This is a genomic window from Streptomyces sp. NPDC036984 (assembly GCF_055607665.1).
The window spans coordinates 78,936-93,490 of the sequence record NZ_JBVJRL010000029.1 but is presented as its reverse complement, the minus strand read 5'-3'; the positions used below and the strand labels follow the sequence as shown (position 1 = coordinate 93,490).

Here is a 14,555-nt window from a genome sequence, read left to right as displayed (position 1 = left end):
CGCCGAGACCCGCGAGGTGCTGATCAAGTCCCTGGCGATGCTGCACACCAAGCACGCCGACCTGCCCTCCCGCAAGCACGGCAACCCCCCGCAGTAACCCAGCGGACCCGCCGCGGCAACCCCGCGGACCTCTCTCTCACGGAGACTGACACCCATGAGCACTCCTGACATCCGCGTCGAGAAGGGCCACGCCGAGCCCGAGGAAGTCGCCGCCATCACGGCGGTCCTCATGGCCCGCGCCGCCGCGCAGCCGGCGGCCACGGCCGAGACCCACCGCGGCCGCGCCAAGGCGGGCTGGCGCCGCCTGGAGCGCGAGGGCGGCTTCCGCGCCCCGCACAGCTGGCACTGACGTTTTCGCGCTTGACCGCAGCCCCGCTGCTCCGTTCGGGAGGGCGGGGCTGCGGTGTGTTCAGTCGAGGGTGACGGTGACGCCGGGCAGGTCGGGGGCGGTGACGGGGCCGACGGGGGTCTCGCACTCCCACAGCGTCAGCCTCCTGAGCCGCGTCAGCTCACGCAAGCCGTCGAGTCCGGTCTCGGGCAGCAGACATTTGCTCATGACGAGGTCCCTGAGCTGCGGGCACGACGGCGTCAGCCGTCGGGGCAGATCCTGGGCATCGAAGGTGTACAGCGACAGGTCGCGCAGGTTCGGCAGCGCCGACAAGGGAGCGAGTTCGGGAAGCCGACTGCGTCGCACGCCGTCCAAGAGCAGGTGTTGCAGGCTGCTGTAGTGGGTCAGGGCGTCCAGCCGGGTCTCTTCCGTGACGCGCTGAAACCCCAGGACACCAAGGTCCGGCAGGGCAGGGAGGCTCTCGTTGCCGTCCGGTGCGCGCAGTGAGAGGAAGCGGAGTCCAGGCAGGTCCGCCAGTGCCTCGGGGTGGCGCAGAGACGGCTGACCGAACAGGAAGAACAGTCCGAGCGCCGAGTGGCCCTTCAGCACGGACAGATCGGCCGTCTCCTCCACCGTGCACGTCAGTTCTTCGAGGGGAGGCAACTCGGCGACGACGGACAGGTCCTTGAGCGTGAAGGCGATATCCAGCGTTCTCAGCGACCGCAGCCGCACCGCCGGCCGCAGCTGCCCCGAATGCGTCAGCACCACGGAGTGCTCGTCCAGGGGAAGCCCGGCCATCACCCGATCGGCGTAAGCGTCGGCATCGAAATACGACCAGGCGTCGATGAGCGCGGCGACCACATCACGCCTCCCGTCCTCTGCGTACGCCTCCAGCAGCCCCAACGCCTCCTCCCCGCCGATCAGAGCCACGGTCCGCACGGTCTGCACGGCCGCCTTCGACGTCAGCTCGTCCAGGAAACGGGGCATTCTCCGCAACAGACTCGGCCCGACCGCGGCCAGCGCGGGCGGGTCCGTCTTCCTGCGTGGCGGCAGAAGCGCGGATACCGCCTCCTCCAGCCGCATGGCGAGCCCGTCGGAGACCGCCGGCACCGTCTCCTGACAGGCCGCCGCGAGCAGCCGGAGGGTGCGGGCGTGCCGGGACTCGTCCCGGGACCGGTCCAGGATCCCGCCGAGCAACTCCTCCCGCTGGGGCGTGTTGGCGTGCCCGGCCGCCATGACGATCGTCTCCCGCCACAGGTCGAGATGGGCACGCCCGACGAGATTGCCGATCCGGTCCTCCTGCACCGCCTCCTCGGCGGCCAGGTACTCCTGGAAGGTGCGGTGGACGAAGTCCAGGCGGCCCTCGGCGGGGGAGCGGAGCAGCCCCGAGCGGCTCCTCAGCTGTTCGATCACCCGTCGGCCGTCCTGCTCCTCCAGGTGCCGCATGCCCGCGAGTTTCCGTCCGACGTACTCTCCGGCCCGGTCCAGAGAGATCTCGGTCCGGTTGTTGTCGGACAGTCGCCACGCCAGGTCCCGGAGCAGCATCAGCTTGTCGCCCAGGCTCAGCCGACTGTCCACCGCACTGGGCACGTTCCGGTCCGCGTCCCGGTCGTGGACGAGGGTGTGCAGGGCGTTGCGGTACAGCTCCATCCGGTCGCGCGGGAGCTGGCTGCCGCGGTTCAGGTGCATCGCGCACAGCATCGCCGCGAGCAGCGGCGTACCGGCCAGCGACTGCAGGTGGGGGCGGTCCTTGAGGCTGGTGAGCAACGACTGCTCGTACCGGGGGAGTTCGTCCACCGGGCAGGGCAGTTCGTCGCCGAGCTCCCGAACCGCCTGATGCCACTGCCTGACGAACGCGGCGAGGTCCGGCGGTGACATGCGGTCCAGCTGGAGGGCCGTGAATCTCTCCGGTCGCAGCCAGGCTGCGCTCGCCGCGGCCGGTCGGGAGGTGACGACGACCCGTACCTCGCCGTACGCGGCAAGCAGGCGGCGCAGCCAGTCCCGTACGCCCCGGCGCTCGTTGTCGAGCAGTTCATCCACCCCGTCGATCAGGAGCAGTGCCCGGCCGTCTTCCAGCTGCCGTTCCACCCAGGCCCTCGGCATGACCCCGGAAATGCTCTCGGCGACGGAGTCCAGCATCGCCTCCGGCCTGGGCAGCTCCCGCCCGCTGTACTCACGCAGCTTCACGAAGATCGGCGTCAGGCCGTTCCAGGCCGCCAGCTCGCCGGTGAAGGCCCCGCGGGCCGCCGTGACCGCCAGCCAGCGCAGCAGTGTCGTCTTTCCGGAGCCCGCCTCGCCGCGCAGCAGCACGCGTGAGGCACTCCCGAGCGCGGCCTCGACCCGCATCCCGGCGCTCTCGCCTCCGGGCTCCTCCCAGTCGCTCATGTCGGGCCGCAGCACGGGGAGCGAACGGGCCGGACGGCGCCGGCTGCCGTCGTCGCCCGTGGCCCGCAAGCTCACATACGCCACCGACAGCCGCACCCGCGCCCCCGCCCGGTCCGACGTGCGCCGGAACAGCTCCACCTCGTCCAGGGTCGTGCTGACCAGCTCCAGATAGCGGCGCCGGAAATCCTCGTCCCGGTCCGTCCCCTCCGGCGCGAACAGCGACCGGTCCGGGAGCCGCTCCAGCACCCGGGCGATCTGCGCGCCCAAGGACGTCGTACGGCTGAGGAGTTCGCTCAGCGCCCGCTCCTCGAAGACCGGCAGCCCCTGCACGATCCGCACGTAGTACTCGACGCACTCCGCGAAGAGCACCTCGTGCAGCCGGCTCTCCGCCTCACCGAGGCCCACCGGCGGCCGTACGGAACCTGTCACCCGGCGCACGATCTCCGCCGGTCTCGCGTCCGCGGCCAGCACCGCCTCGTCCGACAGGTCCGCCGCCGCGAACGTGTCGCACACCCCGTCGATCACGGCCTGCCGGCTGCTCTCCTCCAGCCCGGGGAACTCCCGCTCCAGGAACGGCGCCAGCCGGTCGTACACCGCGTCCGCGATCTCCTCGAACTGCCGTTGCACGCCCCGCTGGAAGCGGAGCCCGGACACCCGCAGCCGGATCAGCTCCGACATGTCCAACCGGCGTTCCTGCTCCCGCCGTTTGCCCCCGAGCCACATCTGGGCCGCGGCCTTCGCCACGGTCGTGCCCAGTCGTAACGCCGCCGCCTCAGCACTCATCGTCCGCCCCCTCGATCACGTCCGGATCCAGTGTGGCAGCGGGGTACGACAAAGGGGCCCTCTCCGGAGGGAAAGGGCCCCTCGGCAAGCGGGGATCGGCTAGCGCAGCCGCGCCATCAGGGCGTGCTCCACGAGCGTGATCAGCGCGCTCTTGGCGTCAGCGCGATGGCGGGCGTCGGTCGTGATGATCGGGGTGTCCGGCCCGATCTGCAGCGCTTCCCGTACTTCCTCGGGGGCGTAGGGCTGCTGGCCGTCGAAGCCGTTGAGGGCGATGACGAAGGGCAGGCCGCTGTTCTCGAAGTAGTCGACGGCGGGGAAGCAGTCGGCGAGCCTCCTCGTGTCGACCAGCACGATGGCGCCGATGGCACCACGGACCAGGTCGTCCCACATGAACCAGAAGCGGTCCTGGCCCGGCGTACCGAAGAGGTAGAGGATCAGGTCCTGGTCGAGGGTGATACGGCCGAAGTCCATGGCCACCGTGGTGGTGGTCTTGTCTCCGGTGTGGGTGAGGTCGTCGATGCCGGCCGAAGCGGACGTCATGACGGCCTCTGTGCGCAGCGGGTTGATCTCCGAGACGGCGCCGACGAACGTGGTCTTGCCCACGCCGAAGCCGCCCGCCACCACGATCTTCGCGGAGGTGGTGGAGCGGGAAGGACCGCCGCTAGAGCTTGCGAAGTCCACTGAGCACCCTTTCGAGCAGTGTCACGTCTGGCTGGCCACCGGCGTTCTCGTCGCCGCCGGGCTGATGGATGGCGACCAGGCCCGCCTCCGCCAAGTCGGCGACGAGGATCCTGGCCACGCCGAGGGGGATCGTGAGGAGCGCCGAGATCTCGGCCACCGACTTGATCTCTCGGCAGAGGTTGCAGATGCGCTGATGTTCGGGCAGCTGGCCCTGCATCTGGTGCGGCTGCGCGGTGGTGTGCACCAGAGCCTCGATGGCGAGCTGGTAGCGCGGGCGGGTCCGGCCGCCGGTCATGGCGTACGGACGCACCAAGGGGTTGTTGGACGCCGTAGCGGGGGCCGGCTCGGGGCGACGCTGCGGCTGGACCGGCTGGATACGCGGGGCCTGGGGCTGGTCGTACGGCGACGGGCCGGGGCCCTGCGGCGCGTACGGCTGCCGGTGGCTGGGCGCGGAGGGGAAGTTGTACCGGTTCGCCGAACCGTCGCCCTGACCCTGACCAGGGCCGTACGACCAGTTACCCGAAGACGAACCGCCTGGGGGTGTTGCCACTTTCTCCTCCTCCGACTGCGCCGGGCACCCAAACCTGTGGCGCCGCGTCCCGAAACCTTACGGCCCCGGGACACGAATACGCACCGTCCGATTACTAGTTGAGAAGGCTCCCCTGGAGCTCCGCACGGAGATCCGGGGTGAGGACCGTGCCCGCGCGGTCCACCAGAAGTGCCATCTCGTACCCGATGAGGCCGATGTCCGCCTCCGGGTGGGCCAGAACCGCGAGCGAGGAACCGTCGGAGATGGACATGATGAAGAGGAATCCCCGCTCCATCTCCACAACCGTCTGGTTCACGCTGCCGCCCTCGAAGATGCGCGAGGCACCGGCGGTCAGCGAGGTCAGACCGGAGGCGACGGCCGCGAGCTGGTCGGCGCGGTCGCGGGGGAAGCCTTCGGACATCGCCAGAAGGAGTCCGTCGGCGGAGACCACCACCGTGTGGGACACCCCCGGGGTGTTGTCCACGAAGTTGGTGATCAACCAGTTCAGGTTCTGTGCCGCCTGGCTCATCGGGCTCACACTAACGCTCCTGGTTGTAGGTGCTGTCAGGACCGAAGCCCTGGCCGTTCGTTTCACTGCCTGCGCTGCGTCCGCGCTGGACGCCCCGACGCAGGTTGCTCAGCCTGCCCCGGACGTCCTCCGGGGCGCGGGAGACCTGTGGGCCTCCCTGGGGGGTGGTTTCGGCGGAACCCTCGACCAGGTTGGCCTTGGGTACCCGCCGCGGCAGGCCGGAGGCGGTGACCCCGCCTGCCTTGGGTTTCCGGAGCTGCGATGCCTGCTGCCACCGCTCGTCGTTCGCCGAGCGCCAGCTGCTGTCGCCGCCCGCTCCCGGCGCGTTCCCCTGCGCGGGAGCCGGGGCTTCCCGCTGCGCGCGCGCGGTGCCGTTGGCCGAGCCGGCGCCGTGAGAGCCGCTCGCGGTGGAACCGCGGCGGGGCAGCCCGGCGTCGGTCAGCTCGTGTGCGGCGGGAGAGGCCGTTTCCGGACGGTCGAAGCCTACGCGGTTCCGCTCACCTGCGTCAGCGGCCTGCGAGGATTCCGTTTCCGGAGCGTACTGGGCCGGATAGCCGCTCTGGTAGCCGTCCTGCTGGGGCCAGTCGTCCTGGTAGGACGGCGTCTGGGCAGGCTCCGCATACGGGGCCGCGGGCTCCGGGTAGCCGCCGTTTCGAGCGAAGCCGTCGGCCTGCTGCTGGTCACCGTTCGGCGCGTAGTACTGCTCGTCGTACGGCTGCTCGTACGAGGTGTGCTGCTGCTCCTCGTACGCCGGCGCCTCGTACGCCTGCTGCGGCTGCTCGTCGTACGCCTGCTGCTGTTCCTGGTACGCCTGCCGTCCGGTGAACGGGTCCGCGTACCCGGCGTGGGCCTCGGGGGCCTCCTGCTGCGGCTCGCCGGGCTGCTGGCCGTGGCTCTGCGCCTCCAGGGCGGCGCGGCGCCCCTCGCGCATCAGGGAACGGCCGACGGGGTCCAGGTCGCGGATGTCGTCGGGGACCTCCGTGTACTGGCTGTCGTCGAAGCCCAGCTCGGCGGCGGTGCGCATCGGCTGCACCTGGCTGAAGTTCTCACCCTGGAACTGCTGCTCCGGGATGATCTGCGAGACCGTGAACTCCTCGCGCTCCAGGGAGTCGCCGCCACCGCCGTGCGTGATCGCGTCCGGCAGCATGACCAGGGAGGTCGTGCCGGCCTGCTCGCCCGAGGGGCGCAGCTGGACCCGGATGCCGTGCCGGTCGGACAGCCGGCCGACCACGAACAGGCCCATGCGCTGGGAGATCGCGGCGTCCACGGTCGGCGGGTTGGCCAGCTTGTGGTTGATGTCCGCGAAGTCCTCGGCCGTCAGGCCGATGCCCTTGTCGTGGATCTCGATCATGATGCGGCCGTCGGGGAGACGGGTCGCGGTGACGCGGACCTTGGTCTGCGGGGAGGAGAACGTGGTGGCGTTCTCCAGCAGCTCGGCGAGCAGGTGCACGAGGTCGGTGACCGCGCGGCCGTGGATCTCGGCCTCCGGGACGCCGGACAGCTCGATGCGCTCGTACTGCTCCACCTCGGAGGAGGCGGCGCGCAGCACGTCGACCAGCGGGACCGGCTGGTCCCAGCGGCGGCCGGGCTCCTCGCCCGCGAGGACCAGGAGGTTCTCGCCGTTGCGGCGCATACGGGTGGCCAGGTGGTCCAGCTTGAAGAGGTTCTCCAGCTGGTCCGGGTCGGCCTCGTTGTTCTCCAGGTCGGTGATCAGGGTCAGCTGGCCCTCGATCAGCGACTGGTTGCGGCGCGAGAGGTTGGTGAAGATCGCGTTGATGTTGCCCCGGAGCAGGGCCTGCTCGGAGGCGAGCCGGACCGCCTCGCGGTGGACCTGGTCGAAGGCGCGGGCGACCTCGCCGATCTCGTCCTTGGTGGTGATCGGGATCGGAGCGACCCGGGTGTCGACCCGGCCGGGATCGGTGCGCGAGAGCTGGTCGACCAGCATCGGGAGCCGCTGTTCGGCGATGCCGAAGGCGGCGTTGCGCAGCTGGCGCATCGCGCGGCTCATCTGGCGGGCCACCAGACCGGCCAGGATGAAGGCGGCCAGCAGAGCGATGACGACCACGGCACCGGTGATGAAGGCGGAGGTCTTGGCGTCGTCGGCGATGTCGGACGCCTCGTTCACCGCCTTGTCGGCCATGTCCGACTCGATCTGGCGGTAGGCCTTGTACTTGAGCGTGTTGAACGCGAACCAGTTGTCGGCGGTGATGCCCTTGGCGGCCAGTGCCTGACGCGTGAGCGGGCTGGTGTCCTTCATGGTGGCGAGGGCCGTGACCATGTCGGTTTCACCGGTCGGCGGAGCGACGTACTGCGGGTTCCGCGCCTTGGCCTGCTCGGCCAGGGCGGCGCCGTCCGCCTTGATCTTCTCCTTGGCGTCGTCCAGCTTCTGGGCGTCGGCCTCGGTGCCACCACCCTTGTACTCCTCGACGGCGATGCGCTCGAGGTAGGCGTACGAGGACAGGGAGACCCGCTGGGTGGCCAGGTTCGGGGCGTCCGGGCCGGGCTTGACCAGCAGGTGCGTGCCGATCGACCGCTCCAGCGAGAGCGCCGCCTTGGTCAGCGAGATGGCGTAGACGGTACGGCCGTAGGAGGTGATGTTTCCGGTGCCCAGGCCGAGCTCGTTGGCGAACTCCATCAGGGGGTGGGCGAGGGCGACGTAGCCCTCCTCCGTCTGGACGCCGGTCGTCTTGGAGGTGTAGGCCGCCTGCCGCAGCTGCACCAGCTTGGGCTCGGCCTCGTGGAACAGGTCCAGCCGGCGCTTCAGGCCCGCCTCGCCCGGCATGCTCTTCGTCGCCTCGTCGAAGGCGTCGGCGGCTCGGTCGGTGGCCTTGCGGGCGTCGTCGACGGTCTGTTTGCCGGTCCCGTTCTGCTTCTTCAGCAGCAGCGGAGCGGCGGTGACGTCACGCTCGTTCTCCAGGGCGTCGGCGTAGCCGAGGGCGGCGCGCACCAGGCGGGCGGTGTTCTCGGCGTCGCGGGCCTGCTGCCAGGTGTCGATCGAGCTCTTCACCTGGAAGCCGCCCATGACGAGGCCGACCGCCACGGGTATGAGCAGGATGGCGTTCAGACGGGTGGGCACCCGCCAGTTCCGCGGGGAGAAACGGCCGCCGCTGGGCGCGGGCGTGGCCGCCGGTTCCGCACCGGGCACGGGGGTGGGCGCCGCAGCGCGCGGCGGCGGGGTGAAGTTGCCCCGTGCCGACGGCTCGGGACCGTTCTTGCTTCGCCTCACTCGACCAACAACCTCTCGGCGGTCGGCACCTTCGTCGTGCCGCAGTCTCTCAGAGCCCGGTTCGTCATCGACCACTCAGTACGCACTCAGTACGTCATCGACCATTGGGCAGTTCAGGCATTCCAGCACGTGGACCAGCGCACTTCCAAACAGTGGAAACCTCGTGACGGCGCCGTTGTAAACGCCAGATAAAACGGTCATAAAGAACGAGCCCCGCCAAAAGGCGGGGCTTTTGTGAGCACAGCGGCACCGCCCGACCGCGTCGCGTGGTGAGACCGGCCGATTCCTCTGCCGAACTGTTATGAACCGGAGCCGACCGTGTCTAAGACCACAGCCGGCTCCGCGCCCCTTACGACAACTGCCGTGCGACCCGTCGGACTTGAGTGCTACCTCAGCCGTGCCATCAGAGCGTGCTCCACCAGCGTGATCAGCGCACTCTTGGCATCCGCGCGGTGCCGGGCGTCGGTCGTGATGATCGGGGTGTCCGGCCCGATCTGCAGCGCTTCCCGTACTTCCTCGGGGGCGTAGGGCTGCTGGCCGTCGAAACCGTTGAGCGCGACGACGAACGGCAGGCCGCTGTTCTCGAAGTAGTCCACGGCCGGGAAGCAGTCCGCGAGGCGCCGGGTGTCCACGAGCACCACCGCGCCGATGGCACCACGGACCAGGTCGTCCCACATGAACCAGAAGCGGTCCTGGCCCGGCGTACCGAAGAGGTACAGGATCAGGTCCTGGTCGAGGGTGATACGGCCGAAGTCCATGGCGACCGTCGTGGTCGTCTTGTCTCCGGTGTGGGTCAGGTCGTCGATGCCGGCCGAAGCGGACGTCATGACGGCCTCTGTGCGCAGCGGGTTGATCTCCGAGACGGCGCCGACGAACGTGGTCTTGCCCACGCCGAAGCCGCCCGCCACCACGATCTTCGCGGAGGTGGTGGCCCGGCCCGCGTCAGAGCTTGCGAAGTCCACTGAGCACCCTTTCGAGCAGCGTCACATCCGGAGCGCCGCCGTTGTTCTCGTCGCCACCCGGCTGGTGGATGGCGACCAGGCCGGCCTCGGCGAGGTCGGCGACCAGGATCCGGGCCACCCCGAGCGGCATGGCCAGCAGCGCGGAGACCTCCGCCACCGACTTCACCTCGCGGCACAGGTGGCAGATGCGCTGGTGCTCCGGGAGCAGTCCCATGAGCGCTGCCGGGTCGGCCGTCGTGCTGATCAGCGCCTCGATGGCGAGCTGATACCGCGGCCGGGTCCGGCCACCGGTCATCGCGTACGGGCGCACCAGCGGCTGGTCGCCCTCGTCCCCGTACGGCTCCGCGTACGGATCATGATGGGCGGTGGGCGGGGTCATGAATCCTCCGGGCGGGACAGCAAGTCGGTGAGTCGTGCCGTCTGACGGGGCCGGTGGGGGGATTGTGGCGGCCGGACGGTGTTTTAGTGAGGTGGGTGGTGCCGGGGGAGGTCAGTGAAGCAGACTTCCCTGGAGTTCGGCGCGCAGGTCCGGGGTGAGTACCGCCCCCGCGCGGTCGACGAGCAGTGCCATCTCGTAGCCGACGAGACCGATGTCCGCATCGGGATGGGCCAGGACCGCGAGGGACGACCCGTCCGAGATGGACATCAGGAAGAGGAAGCCGCGCTCCATCTCGACGACCGTCTGCGCCACGCTGCCGCCCTCGAAGATCCGGGACGCCCCGGCCGTGAGAGAGGTCAGCCCGGACGCGACGGCCGCCAGCTGGTCGGCGCGGTCCCGCGGGAAACCTTCGGACATCGCCAGCAGAAGGCCGTCGGCGGAGACCACCACTGTGTGCGACACCCCGGGGGTGTTGTCCACGAAGTTGGTGATCAACCAGTTCAGGTTCTGTGCCGCCTGGCTCATCGGACTCAACTAACGCTCCTGCTGGTGAGTGGGGCTCGGGAAGCTGCCGGTCTGGCCGCTGCCGGCCTGACGGCCCTGAGCGATGCCCCGACGAAGATTGGTCAGCCGTCCGCGTACGTCGTCAGGCGCACGCGAGACCTGCGGACCGGCTTGGTGCTGTTGCTGCTGCGCCGTGCCCGGGACGAGGTTCGCCCGGGGGACGCGGCGCGGCAGGCCGGAGGTGGTGACCCCGCCTGCGGCGGGCTGCCGGACGCGCTCGGCCTGCCGGACGAGTTCGTCGTTCGGCGAGGTACGCCAGGAGCCGGTGTTCGGCGCGGGCCGCTGCGGAGCCGGCGCGGGCGCCTGCGGCTGCTGCGGCGGGGCCGCGCTCTCCTGCTGCTGACCGCCGTGGAACCAGTTGGTCTCCAGTGTGTCGTACAGCGGGGTACGGCCGTCGCCCGGGTTGCTGGCCGGCGGCAGCGCCTCCGGCTCGTGCCGGGCCGGGTACTGCTGCGGGTCCTGGTGGACCGGGCGCTGCTGCGGGGCCGCCGGGCGCGGGGCGCCGAAGTCGTCACGGCCGGCCGGCTGCGGGCGCTCGAACTGCCCGGTGTGGCCGGGGGTCTGGTGCGCGGGCAGCGCGTGCTTTCCGGTGGAGCCGTTGTCGTAGCCGCCGTCGTACGCCTGCGGGGCCGGGAACTGGCCCGTGTGCTGCCCGCCGTTGTCCTGCGGAGCGGGCGCCTGCGTGCCGAACACGTCGGGGCGGACGAAGGAACCGCTGCCCTGCTGGGCGCCGGGACCGTCGAACCGGCCGGGCTCCCGGTCGGCGTCGGGGCGGGCGAACTGGCCGGTCTGCTGCGCGCTGTCGGGGCGCGGGTACTGGCCGGTCTGCTGGAAGTCGTCGGGACGCGCGAACTGACCCGTGGCCTGAGCGGAGCCGCCCGCACCGGGCAGCTCGGGGCGCGGGAACTCACCCGTCGCGGCCGGACCCTGGGCGTCGATGCGGGGTATCTCCGAGGTCGAGCCCGGACCCTGCCGGTCGTCCATGCGCGGCATCCGCCCGGCCTGTGCCGGGTCCTGCTCGTCGTGGCCGCGCGGGGTGTCCAGCGAGGCACGCGACGGCGGGGCCTGGGTGTCGTTCCAGTCCGGGGTGCGGGACTGCGGGGCACCGCCGGGCAGCTCGGCCCGCGGGCCGCCGCGCGGCGGCAGCTGGGGCTGGCGGCCGGAGTCCGAGGGGGCGCCGGGCCGCTTCCGGCCGCGGCCGCCGAAGAGGTCCTGCTGCTGTCCGCCCGGGTTCGCGGCCTGGAGACCCTGCGGGGCGCCGGGCGCCTGACCGCCGAAGCCGCCGGCACCGGTGGGCATCGGCCGGCCCTGCTGCTGACCACCGGGAGCACCGGGGCCGCCCTGGGGACCACGCGCACCGCCCGGCCCGCCGGGACGCCCGCCCTGGCCCGCGCCGGGCAGCGCGGCCCGGGGACCCTGGGCGGAGCCGACCTGGCCGCGCGGGGCCGGACCGGCACCGAGCAGACCGCCACCGGCCGGGGCGCCGCCGAGGGCGCCGCCGTTGTTGCCGTTCTGCCGCCGGGCCGCCGCCGCACCGGCCGCGGCCTGCGCGGCAGCCGGGCCACCGGTCGTCACGGGCGCGCCGGGCTTGCCCGCGGGCTTCTTGCCGCCCTGGGCCACATCGACGGGCAGCATGACCAGCGCGGTCGTACCACCGGAGTCGGACGGGCGCAGCTGGATGCGGATGCCGTGCCGCTGGGACAGCCGGCCGACCACGAAGAGGCCCATGCGGCGGGAGACGGAGACGTCCACGGTGGGCGGCGAGGCGAGCCGCTCGTTGATCGCCGCGAGGTCCTCGGGGGAGAGGCCGATACCGGTGTCGTGGATCTCGATCAGCACGCGGCCGTCGGGCAGCGCGTGACCGGTGACCTTGACCTTGGTCTGCGGCGAGGAGAAGGAGGTGGCGTTCTCGAGCAGCTCGGCGAGCAGGTGCACGAGGTCGTTGACCACGCGGCCGGCGACTTCGGTGGTCGGCACCGAGGCCAGCTCGATGCGCTCGTACTGCTCCACCTCGGAGGCGGCGGCACGGAGCACGTCGACCAGCGGGACCGGACGGGTCCAGCGGCGGCCGGGCTCTTCACCGGCGAGAACGAGGAGGTTTTCGCCGTTACGGCGCATACGGGTGGCGAGGTGGTCGAGCTTGAACAGCGAGGACAGCTGGTCCGGGTCGGCCTCGCGGGACTCCAGCTCGGAGATCAGCGACAGCTGGCGCTGGATCAGACCCTGGGAGCGGCGCGAGAGGTTGGTGAACATCGCGTTGACGTTGCCCCGCAGCAGGGCCTGCTCGGCGGCGAGGCGGACCGCCTCGCGGTGCACGTCGTCGAAGGCCGCGGCCACCTGGCCGATCTCGTCACGGGAGTGCACACCGACCGACTCCACGGAGGTGTCGACGTCCTGCGGGTCGGACTCGGAGAGCTGCTTGACCAGCTCGGGCAGGCGGTCCTGGGCGACCCTGGTGGCCGTCTCCTGGAGCCTGCGCAGCGAGCGGATCATGGACCGGGCGACGACGAACGCGCCGACCAGCGAGACACCGAGCACGATGAGGATCAGCGCACCGGAGATGATCGCGTCACGCTGGGTGGCGCTCTTCAGCTCGCGGGCCTTCTGCTCCATCTCCTCGAGCAGCGTGTGCTCGATCTTCTTCATCTGCTCGATCTTGGTCGAGCTGTCGTCCACCCAGTCCTTGTAGGACCGCGCCGGCAGCTGCTGGAGGCCGTCCGGGGACTCGAAGGAGCGCTTGGCGTAGGTGTCCGCGGACTCGATCGTCGGGTTGCCCTCGTCGATCGGCTTCAGCAGTTCCTCGGCGTTCTCGTTGGCGTAGATCTTCCGGAAGATCGCCAGCTCGGAGCCTTCGCTCTCGTACGCCGACTGGCCGTAGAGGCGGTCGTTCTCGGAGAGGTCGCCCTTGGTGTCGGTGGTCGCGGGCAGCGCGGCGGCGATCATGGCGCGCTGGACGGAGGCGTACTCCTTGGCGGTGGAGAAGGCCGCCAGGGCGCGCGTGCGGGAGATCATCTCCGGGTTGCTGGACGCCTCGGCCATGTCCTGGGAGAGGCCGATCAGCTGGCTGATGAGCCGGTGGTAGGACTCGACCGTCTGGGTCGCGTTGTCCTTGGAGGTGTAGGCCTTCTGACGGATCTTGGCCAGGTCGTCCAGCTGGTTGGCGAGGCCGACGAGGGCGTCGCGGACGCCCTGGAGGTTGCCGTCCTTGCTGGCGGCGTCGATCTCCTCGGAGGCGTCGAGGAAGTCCTCGCGGGCCCGGTCGGTCTTCTGCTGGTAGCCCTTGATCTGGTAGTCGGTCGCCTTCAGACCGCCGTGCGCCAGGGGGCCGGCGGACTGGTCGCGCTCCTCCTGGAGCGCGGCGGCCAGCTCGGTGGCCTGCTTGGTCATCTCCGTCAGCAGCTTCATGTTGTCGAGCTGCTGGATGTCGTCCATGGACTGGTCGATACGCAGCGCACCCAGCGAGGTGGCCGCGACCACGGGCAGGGCGAGCAGCGACACCAGGCGCGTGGAGATGCGCCAGTTGCGCAGGGCCAGGCGCGAGCCGGTGCTGGTCGGGCCCTGGGCGGGCTTCACCGCCGGGGTGGGGTTGCCCGAGGGCGCCGCCGTCGTGGCGGACGAGGAGGCCGACGTACCGGAGCGCCCGGAGCGCTCACCGCCGTCTCCGGCCGGGCCCGGGTTCTGGGCGTGCTGGGGCGAGGAGCTGACGGCCCTGGGGCCAGTCCCGCCGTGCGGCTCCGGCTCCGCCGAAGCGCTGCCATCCCTCTTGAAACGTCCCTGCACTAGCGTCGCAACCTCTGGACCAGGCGCCCCTCCGCGCGAACGGAGGGACACGGTGTCGGCGTTGTGGGGAGCGTCCTGAACACGCGCCCCAAGTGGTCTTGAGTGACCGGCGCTGGTTCCCCCCTGTCCCGCCGCCGCTCGGCGCTGTTGCGCCCTGCGCGCCGGCTCGATCCCGCGGCGGTCCGTGGAATTCCAGCACAGTGCAGGATCTCCAACAAGGGCAGTGGGCCGAGCTGTGACCTCCGTGACAGCGCGTGATGGGTAAGTCACCACCCGTGGAACCAAATTCGGTGCATACCGGACACATCCATGCGAGTCGCCGCTGGGTGTCTGGTGTCCCAGTCGCCATGATCAGGAGCGGAATGATGGCTTCAGGGGGTCAATGTCCGTTTCGTTGAGGCGGATTGTC

The 14,555-nt window shown here is 70.8% G+C and carries 10 protein-coding genes; 1 reads left to right on the top strand and 9 read right to left on the bottom strand.

The features are described from left to right. Nucleotides 1-154: 154 nt before the first annotated feature. Nucleotides 155-349: an acyl-CoA carboxylase subunit epsilon gene (locus ACZ7DL_RS34710; protein WP_470780411.1), complete on the top strand. Its 195-nt coding sequence runs from the start codon at nt 155-157 to the stop codon at nt 347-349. A 60-nt stretch (nt 350-409) separates the two neighbouring features. On the opposite strand, the gene ACZ7DL_RS34705 is transcribed toward ACZ7DL_RS34710, so the two are convergent. The 9 genes from ACZ7DL_RS34705 to ACZ7DL_RS34665 all read right to left on the bottom strand — a co-directional run bounded on the left by ACZ7DL_RS34705 (nt 410) and on the right by ACZ7DL_RS34665 (nt 14,146). Continuing rightward, the gene (locus tag ACZ7DL_RS34705) at nt 410-3,496 is read right to left on the bottom strand and encodes an NACHT domain-containing protein (RefSeq protein WP_470780409.1); all 3,087 of its coding nucleotides are present in this window, start codon (nt 3,494-3,496) and stop codon (nt 410-412) included. Nucleotides 3,497-3,595: 99 nt separating this feature from the next. Next, nucleotides 3,596-4,177 (bottom strand): GTP-binding protein, encoded by a 582-nt coding sequence (locus ACZ7DL_RS34700; RefSeq protein ID WP_358636250.1) that lies wholly within the window; start codon nt 4,175-4,177, stop codon nt 3,596-3,598. Next, nucleotides 4,158-4,727: a DUF742 domain-containing protein gene (locus tag ACZ7DL_RS34695; RefSeq protein ID WP_470780408.1), complete on the bottom strand. Its 570-nt coding sequence runs from the start codon at nt 4,725-4,727 to the stop codon at nt 4,158-4,160. Before ACZ7DL_RS34695 ends, ACZ7DL_RS34700 begins: the two co-directional genes overlap by 20 nt. Nucleotides 4,728-4,821: 94 nt before the next feature. After that, a complete protein-coding gene (locus tag ACZ7DL_RS34690; protein WP_004983065.1) occupies nt 4,822-5,235 on the bottom strand; it encodes a roadblock/LC7 domain-containing protein in 414 nt (137 codons plus the stop codon). 10 nt (nt 5,236-5,245) lie between these two features. Continuing rightward, nucleotides 5,246-8,461, bottom strand: a complete 3,216-nt coding sequence (locus tag ACZ7DL_RS34685; protein WP_470780406.1) for a sensor histidine kinase — start codon at nt 8,459-8,461, stop codon at nt 5,246-5,248. Between the two features lie 386 nt (nt 8,462-8,847). Then, entirely contained in the window at nt 8,848-9,423 is a 576-nt protein-coding gene (locus ACZ7DL_RS34680; protein WP_133930189.1) for a GTP-binding protein, read from the bottom strand. Next, nucleotides 9,404-9,802, bottom strand: a complete 399-nt coding sequence (locus ACZ7DL_RS34675; RefSeq protein ID WP_009190816.1) for a DUF742 domain-containing protein — start codon at nt 9,800-9,802, stop codon at nt 9,404-9,406. Before ACZ7DL_RS34675 ends, ACZ7DL_RS34680 begins: the two co-directional genes overlap by 20 nt. A 111-nt stretch (nt 9,803-9,913) precedes the next feature. Beyond that, a complete protein-coding gene (locus ACZ7DL_RS34670; RefSeq protein ID WP_184970701.1) occupies nt 9,914-10,327 on the bottom strand; it encodes a roadblock/LC7 domain-containing protein in 414 nt (137 codons plus the stop codon). A 9-nt stretch (nt 10,328-10,336) separates the two neighbouring features. Beyond that, nucleotides 10,337-14,146, bottom strand: a complete 3,810-nt coding sequence (locus tag ACZ7DL_RS34665) for a sensor histidine kinase (protein ID WP_470780405.1) — start codon at nt 14,144-14,146, stop codon at nt 10,337-10,339. Nucleotides 14,147-14,555 lie beyond the last annotated feature (409 nt).